At 38.5% G+C, this 20,315-nt stretch carries 18 protein-coding genes; all 18 read right to left on the bottom strand.

What is annotated here, in order from left to right; translation table 11 throughout:
• Positions 1 to 84: 84 nt before the first annotated feature.
• The 18 genes from AAEZ02_RS18540 to rfaH all read right to left on the bottom strand — a co-directional run bounded on the left by AAEZ02_RS18540 (position 85) and on the right by rfaH (position 19,906).
• The gene (locus AAEZ02_RS18540; protein WP_351124399.1) at positions 85 to 1,143 is read right to left on the bottom strand and encodes a DUF1972 domain-containing protein; all 1,059 of its coding nucleotides are present in this window, start codon (positions 1,141 to 1,143) and stop codon (positions 85 to 87) included.
• 10 nt (positions 1,144 to 1,153) lie between these two features.
• Complete coding sequence (locus AAEZ02_RS18535) at positions 1,154 to 2,260, bottom strand: glycosyltransferase family 4 protein (protein WP_351124396.1); 1,107 nt, start codon at positions 2,258 to 2,260, stop codon at positions 1,154 to 1,156.
• 1 nt (position 2,261) lies between these two features.
• Positions 2,262 to 2,939 (bottom strand): acyltransferase, encoded by a 678-nt coding sequence (locus tag AAEZ02_RS18530; RefSeq protein ID WP_351124393.1) that lies wholly within the window; start codon positions 2,937 to 2,939, stop codon positions 2,262 to 2,264.
• The gene (locus AAEZ02_RS18525; RefSeq protein WP_351124390.1) at positions 2,929 to 4,167 is read right to left on the bottom strand and encodes an O-antigen ligase family protein; all 1,239 of its coding nucleotides are present in this window, start codon (positions 4,165 to 4,167) and stop codon (positions 2,929 to 2,931) included. The genes AAEZ02_RS18530 and AAEZ02_RS18525 overlap by 11 nt, the downstream gene beginning before the upstream one ends.
• Positions 4,167 to 5,366, bottom strand: a complete 1,200-nt coding sequence (locus tag AAEZ02_RS18520) for a glycosyltransferase family 4 protein (protein ID WP_351124387.1) — start codon at positions 5,364 to 5,366, stop codon at positions 4,167 to 4,169. The genes AAEZ02_RS18525 and AAEZ02_RS18520 overlap by 1 nt, the downstream gene beginning before the upstream one ends.
• A 2-nt stretch (positions 5,367 to 5,368) precedes the next feature.
• Positions 5,369 to 5,899: an acyltransferase gene (locus tag AAEZ02_RS18515; protein WP_351124384.1), complete on the bottom strand. Its 531-nt coding sequence runs from the start codon at positions 5,897 to 5,899 to the stop codon at positions 5,369 to 5,371.
• A 123-nt stretch (positions 5,900 to 6,022) separates the two neighbouring features.
• Positions 6,023 to 7,453: a lipopolysaccharide biosynthesis protein gene (locus AAEZ02_RS18510; RefSeq protein WP_351124381.1), complete on the bottom strand. Its 1,431-nt coding sequence runs from the start codon at positions 7,451 to 7,453 to the stop codon at positions 6,023 to 6,025.
• Between the two features lie 19 nt (positions 7,454 to 7,472).
• The gene (locus AAEZ02_RS18505) at positions 7,473 to 8,525 is read right to left on the bottom strand and encodes a TDP-N-acetylfucosamine:lipid II N-acetylfucosaminyltransferase family protein (protein ID WP_351124378.1); all 1,053 of its coding nucleotides are present in this window, start codon (positions 8,523 to 8,525) and stop codon (positions 7,473 to 7,475) included.
• Between the two features lie 50 nt (positions 8,526 to 8,575).
• Entirely contained in the window at positions 8,576 to 9,715 is a 1,140-nt protein-coding gene (gene rffA / locus AAEZ02_RS18500) for a dTDP-4-amino-4,6-dideoxygalactose transaminase (protein ID WP_351124375.1), read from the bottom strand.
• A gap of 1 nt (position 9,716) precedes the next feature.
• Positions 9,717 to 10,385, bottom strand: coding sequence for a GNAT family N-acetyltransferase (locus AAEZ02_RS18495; protein WP_351124372.1), 669 nt, complete (start codon positions 10,383 to 10,385; stop codon positions 9,717 to 9,719).
• 2 nt (positions 10,386 to 10,387) lie between these two features.
• On the bottom strand, positions 10,388 to 10,942 hold the full coding sequence (gene rfbC / locus AAEZ02_RS18490) for a dTDP-4-dehydrorhamnose 3,5-epimerase (RefSeq protein WP_351124369.1): 555 nt from the start codon (positions 10,940 to 10,942) through the stop codon (positions 10,388 to 10,390).
• On the bottom strand, positions 10,943 to 11,818 hold the full coding sequence (rfbD, locus tag AAEZ02_RS18485; protein ID WP_351124366.1) for a dTDP-4-dehydrorhamnose reductase: 876 nt from the start codon (positions 11,816 to 11,818) through the stop codon (positions 10,943 to 10,945).
• Between the two features lies 1 nt (position 11,819).
• Entirely contained in the window at positions 11,820 to 12,689 is an 870-nt protein-coding gene (gene rfbA / locus AAEZ02_RS18480; RefSeq protein WP_351124363.1) for a glucose-1-phosphate thymidylyltransferase RfbA, read from the bottom strand.
• Between the two features lie 51 nt (positions 12,690 to 12,740).
• Positions 12,741 to 13,826: a dTDP-glucose 4,6-dehydratase gene (rfbB, locus tag AAEZ02_RS18475; protein WP_351124360.1), complete on the bottom strand. Its 1,086-nt coding sequence runs from the start codon at positions 13,824 to 13,826 to the stop codon at positions 12,741 to 12,743.
• Positions 13,827 to 14,087: 261 nt separating this feature from the next.
• Entirely contained in the window at positions 14,088 to 15,053 is a 966-nt protein-coding gene (locus AAEZ02_RS18470; protein WP_351124357.1) for a Wzz/FepE/Etk N-terminal domain-containing protein, read from the bottom strand.
• Positions 15,054 to 15,265: 212 nt separating this feature from the next.
• Positions 15,266 to 15,619 carry a four helix bundle protein gene (locus AAEZ02_RS18465; protein WP_351124354.1) on the bottom strand — a complete coding sequence of 118 codons (354 nt, stop codon included), beginning with the start codon at positions 15,617 to 15,619 and terminating at the stop codon, positions 15,266 to 15,268.
• Positions 15,620 to 15,920: 301 nt separating this feature from the next.
• Positions 15,921 to 18,653, bottom strand: a complete 2,733-nt coding sequence (locus AAEZ02_RS18460) for an SLBB domain-containing protein (RefSeq protein ID WP_351124351.1) — start codon at positions 18,651 to 18,653, stop codon at positions 15,921 to 15,923.
• A gap of 740 nt (positions 18,654 to 19,393) precedes the next feature.
• Positions 19,394 to 19,906, bottom strand: a complete 513-nt coding sequence (gene rfaH, locus AAEZ02_RS18455) for a transcription/translation regulatory transformer protein RfaH (RefSeq protein ID WP_351124348.1) — start codon at positions 19,904 to 19,906, stop codon at positions 19,394 to 19,396.
• Positions 19,907 to 20,315 lie beyond the last annotated feature (409 nt).

Here is a 20,315-nt window from a genome sequence, read left to right as displayed (position 1 = left end):
CAATAATATGGCGAACCACTGCACGTCTAATGGATCTGACTTTAAAACTCTAATTATTTAAAATAATAACTAGTGGTCACTGGATCAACTTGACTGCATTACATCAAAATATTGCTTACGAACAATATCCCACGTATATCTACGCTGAGCAATTTCAAGCATAGATTGACCATTATCAATAGTATCTTGTAATTTTATAAGCTCGACTAACACGTCCGCATCAGCAAAAAACTCTGCCTTATCTTCAGTAGAGGCGCGATTATAGTTACAATCGAAACAAAAAATTGTTTTACCGAAATGCATCATTTCAACTAAGGAAGGATTAGTTCCTCCCGCTGAATGCCCATGTACATAAAAAGAGCAAGATGAACGTAAGACAGAGAGTTTATCGATATCATAAATAGGATCAATAATATCAATATTATTGAAGACAGAAAATTTACTTTTCATAGAACGGCCAAATTCGCTGCTATTCCAGTTACCAATAAATTTAAGGGGGTTATCTGTTTGACTAAAAGCCTGAAGTATCATCTCGACATTATTTTCAGGCTCAATACGGCATAACGCCAAAGCAAAACCATCATCAGAGCTAGTCATTTCTTTACTAACAGCATGATCACCACCATAGGCAATAACGGTACTCTTTACGCCATATTGGTCTTGAACATAATCAGCAATAGCCTGATTATCTGAAATAACAACGTCAGAATGCTTTACTGCCAACTTTTCTGAAAATTTAAGAAAGCGCTTAGGCCATTTTGCCCATTTATCTCTTCGCCACTCAAGGCCGTCAATATTAGTAACTACTTTTGACTTTGATAATAATCTAAAAAGAGGCAGAAAAATGCACCCAGAAACACCAAGGATCAAAACAACATCAGGCTGCTTAAATAGAGCATGCAGCAATGAAGCTATATCATAAATGATACTTTGAGGACCGTTTGCTTTAAGTGGGATATAAACTAATTGGGCCCCTTTATACATGCTGATTTTTTTATCGTAACTCTTTGAAGAACAGTAAACGGTAATATCTTTGTTACAATCTTCCTCAACCAAGTTCTCAACTAATGTTTCAAAACCACCATAACAAGCAGGTAAACCTACAGTTCCTACTATTGATATCATAATATTGTGCTTACTCATTTAGTAGAGTTCAAACTAAATTATATTGTTTGAAATAATGTTTAAAAGATTTTTTATATTCAGTGGCAGTAAAGTGTTTTGATGTTAAAAATGCCTGTTTTGAAAAAGAACTCCACACGTCGATAGAACTATTCAAATAGCGGATAAATTCAACAATTTTTTCAGTTTCTCTTGAATCAATCAACAAACCATTTTTGTTATTAACAAATTCAACTGGTCCACCAACAGGGGGAGCGACAACCGGGCTACCAAATGCCATCCCTTCAATTAATGACAAACCAAAGGTTTCTATCCAACCGTTAGGTAAGGATAAATTCAAAACAGCAAAGCTGCTTACAAAATGCTCTTGAATATTGGCTGGACGAGCAATTAAGGTCATATTATTGGGGACGGTTCTATCACTGATAAACTCATTTAGCTCTTCAACTTCGCAATTTATTGCCGCCAACACCTTAAACTCCGGCATCAACTCAGCCAGTTGTAGCAACTGCTCAATGCCTTTATATAATTTTAGTGACCCCGCAAAAAACAGTTGCTTACCCGAAAACTTTAAATCTTCCTGAACCTCTGTAATGAGAGGGAAATCATTGCGCAGACCATTATAAATAACGCTTTGAACGGGTTTTGAAAAAGATTCTGCAGATTGAAGATATTTAGACACAAAAATAACATGGGTTGCACAATGTTCAATAAAAAAACGTAAAAACCGTTTTAATAGTTCAGGCTTAATATAGGTTTCGTGTACATAATAGATAACCTTGGCCCTCATTATTTTAGAGGCCAGACCCGCACCAAAAGGCAGCATGGTATTAATTACCACTGTCGAATTACGCCCTTTTATCAAGCCTCTCAATAAATAGACAGAAAGTGTCCCAAATAATAAAACTTGAGATAGCAGGTAATAACATAACTGCATGTAGCGATGACGACTTCTTGCATAAAAACAATTAACACGTTGTGCGTTTACATTATCGAGAAAGCCAGCATGCTGGCTAGTAAAAACATAAGTGCTACTGGCATCATTAACTTCACTGTCTATCGCATCCTTTAATACGCGAGGACTACCACTGAAATCATTGAAAAGGTGCACATAATACAAATCAACATTATTAGACATATTATCTTTCTTTTAAAATTCTGGCAGGAACTCCGCCAATAACACAATTATCAGGAAACACCCCCTTAACAACTGCACCGGCAGCGACAACACATCCATTACCCACTTTAGCACCATCTAATAGAGTCACTTTGGCACCGATCCAGCACCCTTTTCCAACTCGTATACCCTGATGAGTAACACCCTGTAAGCGAATGGGTATAGAAATATCATCGAAAATATGGTTTTCAGGGTGAACACTAAAATAGGATCCGATTACAGTATCATCGCCAATATTGACACCGCCAGCACCACCAATATGAGCAAACTCTCCGATACCAACATTACTGCCTATCGTTATTCCTTCCCCTAAAGCGACGAAGGAACCGCTCACTTTTAACAGGGAAAAGGAACCAATCGAGGTCGCAGAGCCTATAACAATGCCCTTTTTACCGATAGCATCAATAGTGCAATACCGCCCAATCGACACTCCTTTGGAAAGCTTGATACGATTTTTCGATGTTAGAATGACCGAGCGGCCAATAGATACCAACTTCCTTGTTCTCAACACGCCTCTAAACAAACAAATACCTTGCCTGATTAATAGCGTCATAAGCTCAGTGCTGGTTATTGAGGGATCGATTTTAAACGGCCGGCCTCGTAAACGTGCCACCATAAAATTGATTAGATTACTGAGCATTACTCGGCCTTTTTTTTAAAATATTTGAAATTATAAACAGTACGACTATTGCAAATGAACTCATTCCATTAAATATGACATGACCAGCTATAATAGAATGAGAAAACAGTAATACCGCTGCTAATAAAAAGATAAAATGCTTTCTTAAACTGAAAACGATATAGACAAGAAAAGTTAAAAAGAATGAAACACCAACAATGCCATACATAAACAGTACGTCAAACAAATCAGTCTCTAAGGTATCATATATAGCGATCTCCGGAACTTGATATGAGACAAATGCTCCACTACCAAACAGTAACCTGAGATTAACGTCACTCTGCGCTAAAAAAACATGCAAAGCACCTTCTACATAACCTATTCTACCGCTTCCAAGAAACATAATTAAACTTTCAGAAGCTTCATAACGCTTAACAACAACATCAAATACGACATTAAAAACTTCGTATACTTTAGGTAGAATCAAAATAAACCCGACAACTCCTAACACTAACCAAACAGACCTATAACGTGAAAACCACATCAAACAAAATAAACAGATTAATGATAATAGCATCGCTGTTTTGGAGCCAATAACACCTGTAGATAAGGCAAATATAACAAGCGCAACAGTACTGACATTTTCGTATATTTTGTACTTTTTGAAAGCGAACATGATCAACGTCATCACGCCCATATAAACCCCGATCCCGTTGCCTGACGCAAAGAAGCCCTTAGTACCAAAACCATGCCCATATGTACTATTACCTAGACCTGAAAAAAGCGTGAAAAAAAGCGAACCAGATATTAAATATAAATTCCATTTTAAAAGCTTACCTAAAAGACGATAATCACGTTCATTTTTTAAGTAAAACTTAAGAACAATACATGTTAGAACAATATAAACGATTTTATAGGCTGACATTATTCCATACATAACACCATATGTTTGTAAATGCTGTAAACCATAAAATATTTCAATACCAATTAAGTAATAAAGTAAAAAAACCCATCCAGTATTAAGCTTCTTAAAAATACAGACCAGGAATAAAATCATAGTCGCTGAGAGCCTACCTAATTGAGATGGCGACGCAAGTCCGCCTTCTGGCAGGTAATCACCAACAACTAAGAACCCATTCACCATGTCAAATAATGGCAGAATAATAAAAAGCAAAAATAGAATCATACCTTTTATTGAAAAAGATATATCTCTAGGAGTTGATTTTTCCTGTTCGATATACGTGCTCATTAGCGAACTAAATCACTATAAAGTTTTTCCCAACTAAATTTAGCCTTTGATTGTTCAGCAAGAGATTCACGGCCAAACTCAGGTACTGCTAATAGCCTAATGTTAATGGCTTTAGCTAATTCAATCTCATTATGCAGATTCGCGTACGTTATAAATCCATCCATACCGAGCTCTTGCGTGGCTGTATTAACACTCACTGATTTCTTAAATGCAACAAGAGGTAAACCAGAAGAAAACGCTTCCAGAATCGTTTGTCCTAAAGGTTCGTAGCTAGAAGACATAACAAACATATCTGCACAACGATAGTATTTCTCTACATCTCTTAATGGTGGAATAATGGATACTCTATCAGCTAAACCTAACGACATTATCTTTGCTTCATAGCTCTCTAACTCTTCTCCTGCTCCAATCAAAACTAAATGGAACGCTTGACTAACATTAGCAACAGCATCAACAAGTAAGCTAACACCTTTAGCCTTAACAAAACGACCAACAAAAAGAATTATTGGTTCGTTAATTGGTAAGTTCAGTTCCCTTCTGAGCGTTTCTCTTTGCTTGGCGTCTATAGGGTAAAAACGATCGGTGTTGACACCTGGTTTTACAATAGAATATTGGACACTATCATCACCAACAAGAGATGCGCATTGTTTTTTCATTGTTTCACTAAAGACAAAGACATTCGATTTTTTTAATGCGGCACGTTGAACAGTGCTGTGAAGTTGTGTTTTTAATCTAATACGTAACCTTGACGACCAAGATGAAGGCCCTGTATTTTCGTGGCCAAATTGCTCAGAAAAAATTGATGGAACAAGATATTTAACACTTTTGAAACCAACAAGCGAAGCTATGAAAGCAGCAAAATGAAACCTGGCGATAACAATTGCATCAGGTGAGGCAAGCTTCTTTTGACGAAGAAGCTTAAATAACAACACATTAGACCATATAATGTTTATTGTAGTTAATAGCCTAAATTTAAAGGGCTGGAGTGGATATCGAGTAACGAGAACATCATCGACTAACTCTGTCGAGTGTCCTTTTAAAGTATCATCCAGTCCTATATCACTAACTATAATTTCTACATTATCGCCAACCGAGTGGGCCTCTTGTGCTAGGTGCCGCAATGAATTTTCTATCCCTCCAATTGAAGGCCAGTAAGCATTACTTAGTAAAATTATATCTCTAGACATTTTTACATTCACAATTAAAACCTCTCTGGATATTCTTTTTGTAATGATTCATATTTGCTTTTATATTCATCAATTGATTTAATCATTTTTGCAGGGTTCCCACCTACCACGGTCCCCGACAACACATTTTTAGTTACAACACTCCCTGCAGCCACTACAACATTATCGCCAATATTTATACCAGGCAAAATAATTGAACCGTAGCCAATAAAAACATTATTACCCACTTTAATACTATGACGATATGATGTTCTAGAACCTGGTAAATAGAGTTCATCCTTCATAACTAATGCAGGGAAAAATAATGTTGGAGAGGCATCATGCCCTAAAAAAGTAGCTCCTGTAACAGTACAATTATCGCCTATATAAAAACTATCACCTTTAGTTGAACTGGAGAATGTACTGTTCATCACTATTGTTCCGACCCCCATTGTTACATTATATTTTTTAAGTTTATAACTCGTAACTTCGAATGAAAACTTAGCAAATATATTTATTAAGGATTGACTAGGGAATAAAATTAAAGGGTATTTTAATACTTTCAAAAAAATAACCTTACATATAAAACTAAACATAACTAAACTCTCAATTAATAACCATCATATTATAAGTATTAAAATACTAAGATAAATTATGAAAATTTCACAAATGACAAATAAAATAAATTTTCATTTGCCATTCACTTTCAATGAATATACTTTTGATAACATTACTACTAAAAGACTCTTGAATTCTCTTTTAAAGAAAAATAGACAACTAACCAACATCACTAACCAATATATCTGTATATAGACATAAACTTTCTCACCATAAAGGGTACTTACTACCGCCCCAAAAACACATAATGAAGTGTAAGCATAGAGGCCTAACCTTGGAATAGGATTCCATAAATAAATTGAAAATTCAGTTCTCAAAATAAAGAAAACAAAAAATGCAATACATGTACTAATGGCAGCTCCAGAAGCCCCATACATTGGAATCAATAAGATGTTTCCGGATAAATTTACTACCAAGGCTAGAAATGAAGCCAGCATGGAGTATGATGTTTTTCTCGCTAAACCTATTCCTATTACTGTCGTTTCAGAAATCGTATATAATAAAGGGAATCCTAAACATGAAACCAAAATCCATTGGACGTCGGCATAATCACTAGGTAATAGGTAAGTAACTAACCATGAAAACAATCCTGCCAAGCAAAATATTATGACCACACACAATAAAATATAACGAGTAACAGAATGTACTTTATCCATACTTTCTCCGTTACTTGCCCATTTATACACTGTTGGAGCCCAGACTGTCGAAAATACAGATTGTAAAATAGTGGCCGCTGCCGCAAAACTCACTGAAACAGAATATATGCCTAGTTCTTGATAGGTTGATAAAGATCTAATCATTATTTTATCTGTGGCAGTCAAGCCCCAAAAAGCAACTCCCCCCCAAATTAGTGGCAGTCCAAAGGACAGTAAATTCTTTAACTGTTGAAAGTCTACTTTTTGACTAAGGGAACTCGACCATTCAAATCGAGTATTCCAAGAAAATATAACACTCACCGAAATAGCAGCAAAAACGTAAGCGTAAACTAAATTTTCTAGGTTTTTATTCGCCCCTGCTAAAACGTAAAAACCTATTATTAATAGTAAAAAAAACTTTGGAAGCAATTGACTCATTGAGAATGCAACACCTCTTTCATGCATCCTTAAGATTAATGACAAAAATCTAGAGATGAATGTTGAAAGTATTGCAAGAGCGACCATCACACTCAACCAGCTAGATTTAACATCAAAAACAAGCTCAGATAAGAGCCCATTAAAAATCAAAATCAAACTAAGCGACACTAACAGTAAAAAGGCTCCAGGCAAGATAGAGGTTTTAAAGAGCTTTGCTCTATTTTTAGATTCGTGAAAATCTCTAACATAGCTTTGGTCAAGGCCCAAACTAAAAAATAATGTACTAAAACCCAGTACGACTTGTAGCATTGCGATCCTGCCCAAGTCTTCTACATTAAAAAACCAAGTAATGATAGGTAAAGTTGCAAAGCCTAAAATAGCAGCACCAATTGGCCCTAAAGCAAATTGCATTATTTTTGTTGGTGTCATGAATAAAATCCAATGAAATTCAAGATATCAGAACCTTATACTGGCAAATTAATTTCTCTTTTGAATACTTATTTTTTACTGCAGAAATATTTTTGGAGCGAACATCTGGGCTCATTAACTTTAAACAAAAGGAATCAAGTGATTTAACGACGATGTTTTGGCTTTTAAATAGTTCCCATTGAGACGTATCTTGCCTGACATAAACAGTTTTACCTAATCCAAGCAACGTAATAGTATTACCCATTGCTTGCTGTCGCCTATGGTTAAAAATAGCTATATCAATACTATCTAGAAACTCCAAATATTTATCAAATGGCATAAAATCAATCAATGGTACAAATTTATCACCAAATAAATCACGCCCTTTTATTATAACTTCTGAAGCATATTTATTATCACCGTAAGACAGAGGCATAAATATCTTAATATCTTCATCTTTATATTTGCGCAGAGCCTCTAACACTTCTATATGGTTATTGCTAATTTCAGCTGAGTTACCAACCTGTATATTCACTGTTTCTTTTTTTACTGTCACTTGAGGACGTGAAGTGTAAACATTACTTAGATATAATAAACAGTTCTTATAGGTCCCCCTTGCACCGTACCACTTCCTTGCGAGATTCACATCACCTTCAAGATAGCTAACTAAAAAACCAATCCGCTTAATGACGAAACCTCTAAAAATCTCTTTTATGCTTTTATCGACTGATTTTTTGCTAGTCTGATGAATATATAAATCTGCCCCCCATATACACCAATGGCATTTCTTTAATAACCAAGGATTGAATGCAAGTAAAAGTACCAAAGAGAAATCAGACAAACCATGCAATATGATTTTTTCAGCCCTATACATTTTTATTAGTAACGGGCTATACTTATTAAATATGTACTTTAACTTCCCTCCAGTTCTGAATACATGCTTGGAGTCCTCACCATCAACATATGGATACTTATCGAAATTCCCATATGTATAAAAAAATTGACCAGTGCCCGAAAACTCAGTTCTAAATAAATTTATAAATGGTGGAATAAATTTTTCCAAAGGAGCAACATGTAAAACCCTACAACTCATTGTTTAACCTTAAAAATCATTATAGTAAAACCATCAACATGAAACATGTGTTATGTACTAGAGGCAAAGAAGCTCACAACTGATGAAATCACTTGATCAACTTCAGTATCTTTCATATTATAAAAAAGAGGTAACCTTAACAATCTTTCACTATGTGTTGTTGTGTACTTATCTTCGCCAACTAGAGTAGCAAAACGTTTTCCTGCCACAGAACTATGCAAAGGTATGTAATGGAATACAGCCAGCACACCGTCCTTCTTTAGATGGCTAATAAGCTCTTGTCGTTCATCAAAATTATCCGTTTTAATATAGAACATATGCGCATTATGCATACAATCATCTGGAATTACAGGAAGATCAATCAGTCCATTTTCTTTTAATTGTTCAAATGCGCTAAAATATCTATTCCAAATGTTAAGTCTTTTCTCATTGATTTTTTCAAAGCACTCTAATTGTGCCCACAAATATGCAGCTTGAATTTCAGATGGCAAATAACTACTACCAATATCTACCCAACTATACTTATCGACCATACCTCTAAAAAATAGACTTCTATTTGTTCCCTTCTCTCTTATTATTTCAGCTCTTTCTTCAAACCTTTTGTCATTTATTAATAATAGTCCGCCTTCGCCGCCACTTGAATAATTCTTAGTTTCATGAAAACTATAAGCAGCTAGATGACCAATAGTTCCAAGAGCTTTTCCTTTATAATATGAATTTACGCCTTGAGCCGCGTCTTCAATCACAACCAAATTATGACGTTCAGCAATCTCCATAATAGAGTCCATTTCACAAGGAACTCCAGCATAATGAACTGGAACAATCGCTATAGTTTTTGTAGTAACCGCAGACTCAATTAGTTTTTCATCAATATTCATTGTATCGGGTCTAATATCAATGAATACTATTTTTGCTCCACGTAATACAAATGGATTAGCTGAACTAACAAATGTATAACTTGGCATGATGACTTCATCACCCGGTTTTATGTCTATTAAAAGTGCTGCTAATTCTAGTGCATGCGTACACGACGGAGTAAGTAATGTTTTGACTGTAGAGAATCTGTCTTCAAACCATTTTTGACAACTAATGCCAAAGAATCCATCACCACACAACTTATTACTGTTCATGGCTTGTTCAATATATTTCAATTCATTGCCTGTTACAGGAGGCTTATTAAAAGGTATCATTTTATTTCTCTAATTTATAAAACCACAAAAACGAGTTTATTAGTTCAAAGCCATTTTTTTCATAAAGTTTAACTGCATTTTTATTACTGAGCTGAGTCGCAACTCTTAACTTGATAAAGCCTCGCTTAACGCTTTCATGTTTCACTGCATCCAGTAAAACTCGACCAACACCCTTTCTCTGATGTTTTTCTGCGACACCTATCAAACCAACTCTTGCAATATCAGCGTCAAACTTTAATGTTACAAACCCTCTAATCTCATTATCTTTTATATCAATTAAAAATAAATTTTCAAAACCGTGCAGCAAAGAATTAATTATCCATTGTGAATAAAAAGTTTCTCTTTCTGCAAGGGTAAACCATGGCTCTCGAAAGCGGCTAAATGAATATAGATGTTTAGCAGAATCAAGAATTTTCGGCAGTTGACCCTTAGTAGCAATTGTCAAGCTATCTCTCAATAAATCACTATCAGAAAGCTGATACTCAAAATCAAGTTCACCTTCACAATATCTAAAGTTAAAGCTATTTAACTTATTAATATCTTCGTAAGAACTTGCATTAACTTTGGATATAATTAAACCGCTTTCATATTGGACTTTGTCACTTATTTCATTCAATTCCCAAATATTTTTTGAAAAAAATTTGGAATCCCACTCTCTTTTCTTTAACATTTCTAAGCATCCACTTTAGGAGATTGCTCGAAAGATAATGCATTCATATCTTTTTCTGATAATAAAGGGATATGCCCATTGAGCGGCCACTTAATGTTCAATATTTCATCATCCCATTTTATTGATGCTTCGTTTTTAGCATTGTAGTAATCGGTGCACTTATACACAAACTCAGCCTCTTTACTAATAACGTAAAATCCATGAGCAAACCCTTCAGGCACCCATAACTGACGTTTATTTTCTGCGGATAAATATACCCCGACCCATTGGCCAAATGTAGGAGATCCCTTTCTGATATCTACAGCAACGTCAAATACTTCGCCAGACACGACACGTACTAATTTACCTTGGGTATTTTCAGTCTGATAATGCAAACCTCGTAAAATACCTTTCTTGGACTTAGAATGATTATCCTGTACAAACTTAGTGGGTTTACCAGTTACGAGCTCCTCAAATTTTTGTTGATTCCAGGTTTCCATGAAAAATCCACGTTCATCTCCAAAAACGGCAGATTCGATGATTTTTACGTCAGGGATTGTCGTATCGATTACTTTCATTTATGAATACTCTTGAATTCGCACTAACGCTGCTTGCCAGTCACTCTGCACAATGCCAAATACATTGTGAATCTTGTCACAATTTAAACGTGAGTTTGCAGGGCGTTTAGCTGGTGTTGGATAGTCTAGTGTTGTTATTGGATTAGCTTGAATAGGTTTGACGAGTACGTTTTGCTCCAATGCCATTTCAAATATTCTTTCAGCAAAAGTATGCCAATTGACATGAGGGAAACCAGAAAAATGATAGACGCCATAAGCATGATTATCACGCGTAATCTGCTTTGAGATTGTAAGTATGGCGTTTGCTATATCACCCGCATAAGTAGGGCCACCAAACTGATCGGCAACAACCCCTAAGGTATCTCTGGTTTTAGCAAGGCGTAGCATGGTTTTAACGAAGTTATTGCCGTGTTCACCAAATACCCAGGCGGTTCTTAATATAATATGTCGTGAACAAGCTCGTTCAACCGCTTGTTCACCGGCCCGTTTGCTGCGCCCATACTCACCTTGAGGATTGGTCTTATCAGACTCAGCATAAGGTTCAAGACTATCTCCAGCAAAAACATAATCTGTTGAGATATGTATGATGGTGGCATTTATTTCATTCGCTGCAACCGCTAGGTTATGTGGTCCATCACGATTAATACTATAGGCCAATTCACTTTCTTGTTCGGCCTTATCAACGGCAGTATAGGCAGCAGCATTAATGATGATATTTGGATTGAACTCTGCGACAACTTTTTTAACCTGAGTTGAATCAGTTATATCGAGCTGCACGCGGTCTAATGCTAACAAGGTGACATCAGACAGGGGGCTTAGTTGGTCAACTAAACAACTGCCGACTTGGCCATTCTTGCCTGCTATTAGGATCTTCATATTATAATCCGTTCGCTAAACGCGCTAAATATTGACCATAGTTGTTCTTCATCATCGGTTTAGCCAATTCAGCTAGTTGCTGCGCACTTAACCAACCATTACGCCAGGCGATCTCTTCTAAACAAGCCACTTTTAGTCCTTGCACATTCTCAATAGTCTGCACAAAAGATGACGCCTCGTGTAAGCTTTCGTGGGTACCCGTATCGAGCCATGCAAAGCCGCGACCGAGTAACTCAACATTTAAGTTACCCTTGGTTAAATACATTTCATTCAAGGTAGTTATTTCTAACTCACCGCGATGTGACGGCTTAACTTGCTTTGCCATTTCGACAACACTGTTGTCGTAGAAATATAAGCCTGTGACAGCATAACTCGATTTGGGCTTCGTTGGTTTTTCTTCTATCGATACGGCTTTCATATCGTTATCAAACTCAACCACACCAAATCTTTCTGGGTCCTTGACTTGATAACCAAATACTGTGGCACCCTTTTCTCTATTCGCCGCATTCTTTAGGGTTTTACTAAAGGATTGACCATAGAAAATATTATCACCCAATACTAAACACACACTGTCTTTACCGATAAATTCTTCACCAATCAAAAATGCTTGCGCTAAACCATCAGGTGAAGGTTGTACTGCATATGTTAGATTGATCCCAAAATCAGAACCATCACCTAATAAACGCTTAAAACCTTCATTGTCTTCTGGCGTAGTAATAACCAATATGTCTCTAATGCCAGCAAGCATTAATGTTGACAGTGGATAGTAGATCATGGGTTTGTCATACACTGGCAATAACTGTTTTGATACCCCTCGTGTCAGTGGGTATAAACGTGTACCTGAACCGCCAGCTAATATAATTCCTTTCATAAATCCTCTAATTCTATACGTAAAACATGCCCAGTATCAAAAACTACACTATCAAGAATTAATGCCTAAACGTTCACGTTGATAGCTGCCATCTTGTACATGTTGGCACCATGTTTGATTGGTTAGATACCATTCGATGGTTTTACGTAAACCAGTCTCAAAGGTTTCTTCAGGCTCCCAGTGCAATTCATTGCTCATTTTACTGGCATCAATGGCATAACGACGGTCATGACCTGGTCGGTCTGTTACATAAGTAATTTGCTCAGCGTAAGGAGTCTCTTTAGGCACTAGGGCATCTAAAATACTGCAAATGGTTTTTACCACTTCAAGATTTTGCTTTTCGTTATGGCCGCCAATATTGTAGGTTTCACCCACTTTGCCACTGGTGACGACTTTATAGAGCGCACGGGCATGATCTTCAACAAAGAGCCAATCACGAATTTGATCACCTTTACCATAAATAGGCAGCGACTTACCCTCTAGCGCATTAAGTATAACCAGTGGGATCAACTTTTCAGGGAAGTGATAAGGACCATAGTTATTGGAGCAGTTAGTCACCAACGTTGGCAAACCGTAAGTGCGTAACCATGCTCTGACTAGATGATCGCTTGATGCTTTTGATGCTGAATAAGGGCTGCTTGGTGCATAAGACGTGTTTTCGGTAAATAATGGCAGCGCTTCATCAGAGCTCAGGCCGTCTTGCTCATCAGGGTGTGGTAAATCACCATAGACTTCATCTGTTGAGATATGATGAAAACGAAAGGCTAGCTTGGCCTCAGCTGATAATGAGTTCCAATACTCGCGAGTTGCTTCAAGGAGCGTATAAGTGCCAACGATATTGGTTTGAATAAAGTCTGATGGTCCAGTAATAGAGCGATCAACATGAGATTCTGCAGCTAAATGCATCACAGCATCTGGCTGGTGTTGTTTGAAGACTCTATCTAACTCAGCGCGATCGCAAATGTCGACTTGCTCGAAAACATAACGTTCACTTGACTCAACACTCACTAATGATTCAAGATTACCGGCATAGGTTAATTTATCAATATTGATGACGCTATCTTGAGTGTTATTGATGATATGACGCACTACTGCAGAGCCGATAAAACCCGCTCCACCTGTGACTATAATTTTCATTTGTATGTTTCCGAGAGGTCTTAAGTCGCCTAAATAGAGGTCGATTTAGGCGAGGTGAATTGAGTAGATACAGTTTCCGATCTCAGCCTTATAAATCATGCTGAGACACTTTTAATTCATTTTGAGACAGGTCAATCTTCGCTAACCTGCATAGAACCTAGGTTTTACGGTTTTCTTAGAAACCGTCCCAATAGGCGGCAAAAGAGTTGAGCCTAGATTGCTAGAGCGCTTCGCTGCTAGAGACTATAAAAGCAAAGAGTGTTAATCTTTTCTGACAAAATACCGAATTAACACTAACATTACAGCCAACATTCCGCCTAGCATGGTGCCTAGAACACAGATTAATGCGCGCTTCGGTTTGGCTTTTTCTTCTGGAACAAACGCAGGATCGATGGTTTTAAACACATACTCATCACGCACTTCTGCAAACATGATTGTTTTTGTTTGTTCTTCTATTAATTTGTACAAAATTGTGCGTATATCCGCGACATTCGTTTGTTGTATCTGTGTTTGTAAAAAAGCTTTACTTCGATTGGCTTCAGCAACATCACGTTGCTTCATTTCGTTATTGATGTCCGCAACTAACCAATTAACCCATTGCTGTGCAACTTGAGGGGATAGATGCTCTACTGACACAGTAACCATGCCAGTATCTTTTGCCGCATTAACGGCAATAATTTTACTGAACTCTTTGTAAGCTTCTTGCATTGATGGCTCAGGTTTAAAAGGCAGCTGAACTTCACGTAACCATTTATTGTCGGCAGCGTTGTATACATCTTCATCATAACTGATGCTGTTATCTGCTATGTTCCATTTTTTAGCCGCCATTAAGTCAGGCAAAATATTGTGATTTTGAATAAAGTCACTGGTAAATTGACGTGATTTCATCACCTCAATTGCCATTTGGGTTTTATCAACACCACCACCGCCACCTAAGTTGATGCCAGCCATACTGGCTAGACCACCAAACTGTCCGGCCAGCGCACCTAAACCACCGCCACCTTGCTCTGAGTCAGCAGGCGCTAATAGCGCTTCTGACTTATAAATATTCGGCTGATTAATGGCAAAAATAACTGAGCCAATAGCAAACACTGCAGTGATGGCAATAATTAACCACTTACCTTGCCAAATTACAGAAAAAAGCTCACGAAGATCGATTTCGTCGTCGGCCACTGCGCGTGAATTAAACTCTGAATCTTGTTGGTATTTTGAAACTTCTATAGACATTTAACGTGTGTCTCTTTGTTGACGTTCGATAACGGAACGCTGCGCTTACGGATTACGGATTATGGAAAGTTCGTAACTCACCGAGAGTAGAACGATTACAGATTACGGAAAGTTCGTAACTCACCGAGAGCAGAACGATTACAGATTATGGAATATTCGTAAACTCATTACGTAGAAAATCAGGGATAATAGGACGTTACAAAGCTGCGTTCCTATGATGGACTATGACTTTTAATGCGGTAAATCAAGCCTGCTAGCATTGCTGATATGCGCTCAGCAATTTTTAACTTTTCGTCTACAAAATCAGCATCTAAATAACCAATGTCTCGTCCTATCATTAACTGAGTCATTAATTCTGCAAGCGAACCTTTGGCAATAAACAAGAATTGAACTTGCTCTTTTATTCCTTTCCTCTCAATCCCCTCCGCAATATTGGAAGGTACTGATAAACCTGAACGCGTTATCTGATCTCTAAAACCCCAATCTCGAATACCTTTAGTCTGCAGATAGATAGAGCAAGATAGTTCATAACTCAGCTGCCAAACTTCTAAACGTTGAAATTTCATGACCATCCTTGGTTAAGCAAAATAGAGAAAAAAACGGAGAATGGAACACTTCGCTTACGGATTTAACCGATAGGTCGCAGGCTGTTCCGTCATCCGTAGCACCGAAGGGGCGTTCCGTAATTGATGACATACAATAACAAGCAAATAAACAAGTGCCTAGGTGCTCGACAGCTCTATCCGTGAGCGCAGCGTTCGCTTGTTATCGCTTGTTATCGTTGCTGAAGTCCGTTTTAGCAGCGTAGCGGCCTAGCAGCGAAGCGATCCTAGCAGTGACGAAGTCACGCCCTAGTAACCTAGAAGCCTAGATCCCTGAAATAGCAGCAAAGGCTACAGCAGAGTTATAAATAATCTGGGTAACTTGCGACCAAAGGGTTAATTTATCTTTGTACTCAGTGTCTAGCGGAATAATCACAGTATCACCGGCGGAGATTTGTGATTCATTGCTAAACCAACTATTGTGAGTCGGCATCATCACCGAACCATTGGCCTTGATGACGTAGACTCTATCTTCATCGCCACGTTCTCTTGAGCCACCAGACATCACTAAATAATCGTCTAGGGTTAAGCCTTCTTTAAATCGATGCGTTGTAGGGTGTTGAACCTCACCCATAACGGCAACGGTTTGCTTAATGGTTGGCACGTACAATACATCGCTGTCTTCAAGTTGAACATCCGCTTCTTTAATACCTAATTTAAGTGCATTTAAGTCTATAACTAATCGACCGACTGCTTGGATGTTTTCTAAGTCAGTTAACATCAACTGTGCTTCGGAATAATTAATGCTTGAACCATCGTTTGAAATGCCACGAGTAGCCAGATCTCGACGTAGTTGATTGGCTAACTTTTTAATTTCGAGCTGTTCTTGCATCCGTACGGATTCACGGACAAATACCGCGGCATAAGGATAAGCGTATTCGGTAAAACCACCGGCTCTAGCGATAACATCCGATAATCGCTCACCGCGCCTGATGTTATAGGTACCCGGGAACTTAACTTCACCTTTGACTTCGATAACTTTTCTTTCTTGCCATTCTGGCGTGGTAAGAATAGTCACCATATCGCGACCTTCAAGTTCTATATTTTCTTGTTGATTACCATTAATGGCAGCATGAAGGTTAATTTGCTTGTGAATGATATCGGATATTGCTGCCGTGGCTTGGGTACGTGTCAGTTCTGCTCGCTCAGTATAAGCACCTTCTAACAGACCACCAGCCGCTTTAATTAAGTCGGTAACTTTTGCAGAGTTTGTTAACGGGTATACCCCTGGGTGTCGAATTTTACCGCTGATGGCGACAATTTGTATACCTTGTTGTGCATCACCCTGCTGGGTAAGTTTGGTCACTATGGGGTAGAGTAATTCTTTGCGTGACATAACATAACTGAGTTTAATTAAGTCTCTGTCCTCAAATAAATTTGACAGCATCTGAGATACTTCACTGCCAACCAGCGTTTGCTCTGCAGATGTGTCTACATTTATTACCACGCCCGCTATTTGATTGGTATATTTGCTTGTTACCGTACTGTCTAAGGTTTCAAATCCTGCTTTAAAAAGGTCTGCATCCAGTAATGAATCGCCCTTAAGTGATTCAACTTTATTAACCCGTTTTTTAACCAGTGCATTTAATTCAAAGCGATTTTGAGTATCATCATTAACATTAAATATCATCACCTTGTCGCGAGGCTGTAAGCGCAGGTTTTGCACAGAATTGGGTGACGTAATGGCTTCGCCAGGGGCAAATTGCAGCGTTTCGATGTCGCCATGTTTGTTGATTTCACGCACAATCAAACCGTAATCTAAATCGGCAGATAATAATAAATCGCCCCAAATAGACGGCAGTAGATCGCTTATTCGCTGTTGCTTCCACTGGTATTTACCTGGGCGAACGACTGCACCCACAACGGTGATAGCATCTTCATATTGATTAGAGGCATTTTTAACCCGAATATAATCACCCGCTTTAGCTAAGGTGTTGTTGCCTTGTGCAGAGGTTAAATCGACATTAACAATGGTTTTTAAGCCATTGGCATTATAACGCTCAATACTGCTATTTTTAGGATACGCACCTTGCTTGATGCCAGCGGCCATGTTGATAACATCACTAATGGTTTCGTGCTTTTTCAGCTCGTAAATGGCCGGGCGTTGTACTTCACCCGCCACACTGACTAAGCCACCAATAGATGGAATGAATACTACGTCACCTGAACGAAGGTTAATGTCGCCAGAGGCATCACCACGGAGCAGTAAATCGTATAAATCAAATGCGCCTACTAACTTACCGTTGCGCTTAACTTGCACATTACGCAGGCTACCGATTTCATTAACACCACCTGCCACAAATAGCGCCTGAGTAATGGTGGATAAACTCGATACTGTGTACGAACCGGGCTTGTAAGCATCGCCAGCGATAAAAATGCGAATTGAGCGTAATTCACCCATGGTGATATTCGATTCGATGCCGATCATTTGCTGCTGTATGCGTTTTGACAGTTCTTGACGTAAATCGGCAAAACTTAATCCGGCAACCGATACTGGGCCTAAATCGGGAATTTGCACTGTGCCATCACGATTAATGGTTAAACTGTATTCGTTACTTTCTTTACCGTATAACTGAACCTTAATGACATCGCCAGGACCGACCATATATTCACTTGGAACAGGTACATCGGTTACGGGAGCAAAAGTGGTTGGTTCACCTTCGAACATTTCATAACCGAAACGTTTTAAAGCGTCTTTATCGCTGTCTTCATTAAAATCAAACTCGCTTGTTTTAGTTGTTGCTGATTGTCCATTTGTTTGATTTTGACGTGGTTCAACAACATTAGGATTTGTCACAGCAGCTGAATTATTAGCACTGCCTGAGAGTATTGAAGGGTCTATACCATACTGTTTTGCCACTCGCTCCTGCTCTGCTTTGGGCAATTGTTTAAACTGCTCAATCATTTGCGGTGTTGGGGTAATAGCATGCGCTTGCGTGGTTAAAATAATAAAGGCTGTCATGCCTGCTATCAATGCGTTTTTGGTTTTATGTAACACCAGGTATCTCCAATATTATTTTTGTAATTAAGGTTCTAGGCCGCTACGCGGATAGTGCGCTTCGCTTCTAGAGCGGACTTCGTCCTGCTAGTATCTAGGAACTCGCAGGCTCGCCAGAGAGCGGACTTCGTCCTGCTAGGTTCTAGGAACTCGCAGGCTCGCCAGATTCTAGGCCGCTACGCGGATAGTGCGCTTCGCTTCTAGGGCGGACTACGTCCTGCTAAGTTCTAGGACGGACTTCGTCCTGCTAAGTTCTAGGACGGACTTCGTCCTGCTAAGTTCTAGGACGGACTTCGTCCTGCTAGGTTCTAGGAACTCGCAGGCTCGCCAGAGAGCGGACTTCGTCCTGCTAAGAACAGCTTCGCTGCTAAGATTTTATAGCCTCTAGCCGCGTAGCGTCCTAGCAGCGAAGCGCTCTAGGCTGTCATCGATTTAAAGGCACGCTACCGCCCATAGATTACGGCTTCCAAAGTGCCCTTCGCTGTGCGAAATATTCATTTTTATTGGCTAAAAACCATAGCAGTCAATAATTGAGCGCAAGATTATACTCAAAAATCGACTTGGATGCTTGAGTAAAAGTCGCTAACCGTGGTAATTTTTTCTAAAATAGTACCCACATCGCCTGAACGGTTAAAATTCAACCTCTCAAGCTTAAAATCGTTCAGTTAATTGCCTATACTCATTTTACGAATGGACAATATCCTACAAAAAACATCGCGATTGTCTGCTACTTTAGCCATTTAAGTTGCTGGGTCATTTTTTGATGTAGCTTGTAAATTGGTAAGTTCGACTAAAATTCGTTTCTGTTGTCCCATAATGTTAAATAACACATGGCAACGTTTATCTGGGTTGTTCTCATCGAATATGGCTTCAAGGTCTTTAAACGGTCCGTCGACAAATTTGACTTTATCGCCTTTGCCTAATGGTTTTACCTCTTCTGGTACATAATCTTGAACTCGTCGTTTAAGCGCTGAAACAATTCTGTCGTCAATGGGCGTCATCACTTCTCGACAACCAACAATGCGGTTAGCGCCACGGGTATTGTGGATTTTGCTCACGCTAGTGATTTGAGGATCGAAATAGATAAACAGGTAGCTAGGGAAAAGAGGCGCCGTAACCATTTTTTGCTTGTTACGTACGGTTTTTTGCTGGGTGATCATAGGTAAATAACTATCGACTTGTTGCAACGCCAAATTTTGCTGTGCACGTATTTCATGACGCGTTTTGCAATACAGTAAATACCAAGATTTCATTATGACTCGCTTGTTTATATTTGCTCATTAGTCTGAACATGTGACATCCCATTCACGACCCAAGATAGTAGCAAAATTCCTTACCTATTTGAATGGATTTTTAAGCCTTAATGCCTATAAATACTGCGTTTAAGTCATTAATTGGTTTTATATTAAGCAAAAACACTATCAATTGTGATCTGAATCTTGGAGTAACTAATTGATTTATCATTCGACGTACACTTGACGTCTTTAATACACGCAGCTTGGTTAATTTTATTTTATGTTTCATCGCACTGGCATGTTAAGTCTATTCTAGGAAGGGCTGCGCGGCTAGATGCTAGGAATAGGGCGCCTGCGGCTGCTAGGACGACCTGCGGTCTTCGAGGACGCTTCGCTGCTAGATGCTATACAATCTTAGCAAAAGCCT

This window comes from Shewanella sp. T24-MNA-CIBAN-0130, assembly GCF_040310185.1.
Taxonomy (GTDB): domain Bacteria; phylum Pseudomonadota; class Gammaproteobacteria; order Enterobacterales; family Shewanellaceae; genus Shewanella; species Shewanella psychromarinicola.
Note: the sequence above shows the minus strand (reverse complement) of the source record. Positions and strands in the feature narration are given on the sequence as shown.

What these genes read in the sequence shown, in the direction of transcription:
- rfbC (WP_351124369.1), bottom strand. Translation starts at nt 10,942, where the DNA reads ATGAAAGTAATCGATACGACAATCCCTGACGTAAAAATCATCGAATCT.
- rfbB (WP_351124360.1), bottom strand. Translation starts at nt 13,826, where the DNA reads ATGAAAATTATAGTCACAGGTGGAGCGGGTTTTATCGGCTCTGCAGTA.
- AAEZ02_RS18495 (WP_351124372.1), bottom strand. Translation starts at nt 10,385, where the DNA reads ATGTTAAAGAAAAGAGAGTGGGATTCCAAATTTTTTTCAAAAAATATT.
- AAEZ02_RS18540 (WP_351124399.1), bottom strand. Translation starts at nt 1,143, where the DNA reads ATGAGTAAGCACAATATTATGATATCAATAGTAGGAACTGTAGGTTTA.
- AAEZ02_RS18470 (WP_351124357.1), bottom strand. Translation starts at nt 15,053, where the DNA reads ATGTCTATAGAAGTTTCAAAATACCAACAAGATTCAGAGTTTAATTCA.
- rfbA (WP_351124363.1), bottom strand. Translation starts at nt 12,689, where the DNA reads ATGAAAGGAATTATATTAGCTGGCGGTTCAGGTACACGTTTATACCCA.
- AAEZ02_RS18465 (WP_351124354.1), bottom strand. Translation starts at nt 15,619, where the DNA reads ATGAAATTTCAACGTTTAGAAGTTTGGCAGCTGAGTTATGAACTATCT.
- AAEZ02_RS18530 (WP_351124393.1), bottom strand. Translation starts at nt 2,939, where the DNA reads ATGCTCAGTAATCTAATCAATTTTATGGTGGCACGTTTACGAGGCCGG.
- AAEZ02_RS18510 (WP_351124381.1), bottom strand. Translation starts at nt 7,453, where the DNA reads ATGACACCAACAAAAATAATGCAATTTGCTTTAGGGCCAATTGGTGCT.
- AAEZ02_RS18505 (WP_351124378.1), bottom strand. Translation starts at nt 8,525, where the DNA reads ATGAGTTGTAGGGTTTTACATGTTGCTCCTTTGGAAAAATTTATTCCA.
- rffA (WP_351124375.1), bottom strand. Translation starts at nt 9,715, where the DNA reads ATGATACCTTTTAATAAGCCTCCTGTAACAGGCAATGAATTGAAATAT.
- AAEZ02_RS18525 (WP_351124390.1), bottom strand. Translation starts at nt 4,167, where the DNA reads ATGAGCACGTATATCGAACAGGAAAAATCAACTCCTAGAGATATATCT.
- rfbD (WP_351124366.1), bottom strand. Translation starts at nt 11,818, where the DNA reads ATGAAGATCCTAATAGCAGGCAAGAATGGCCAAGTCGGCAGTTGTTTA.
- AAEZ02_RS18535 (WP_351124396.1), bottom strand. Translation starts at nt 2,260, where the DNA reads ATGTCTAATAATGTTGATTTGTATTATGTGCACCTTTTCAATGATTTC.
- rfaH (WP_351124348.1), bottom strand. Translation starts at nt 19,906, where the DNA reads ATGAAATCTTGGTATTTACTGTATTGCAAAACGCGTCATGAAATACGT.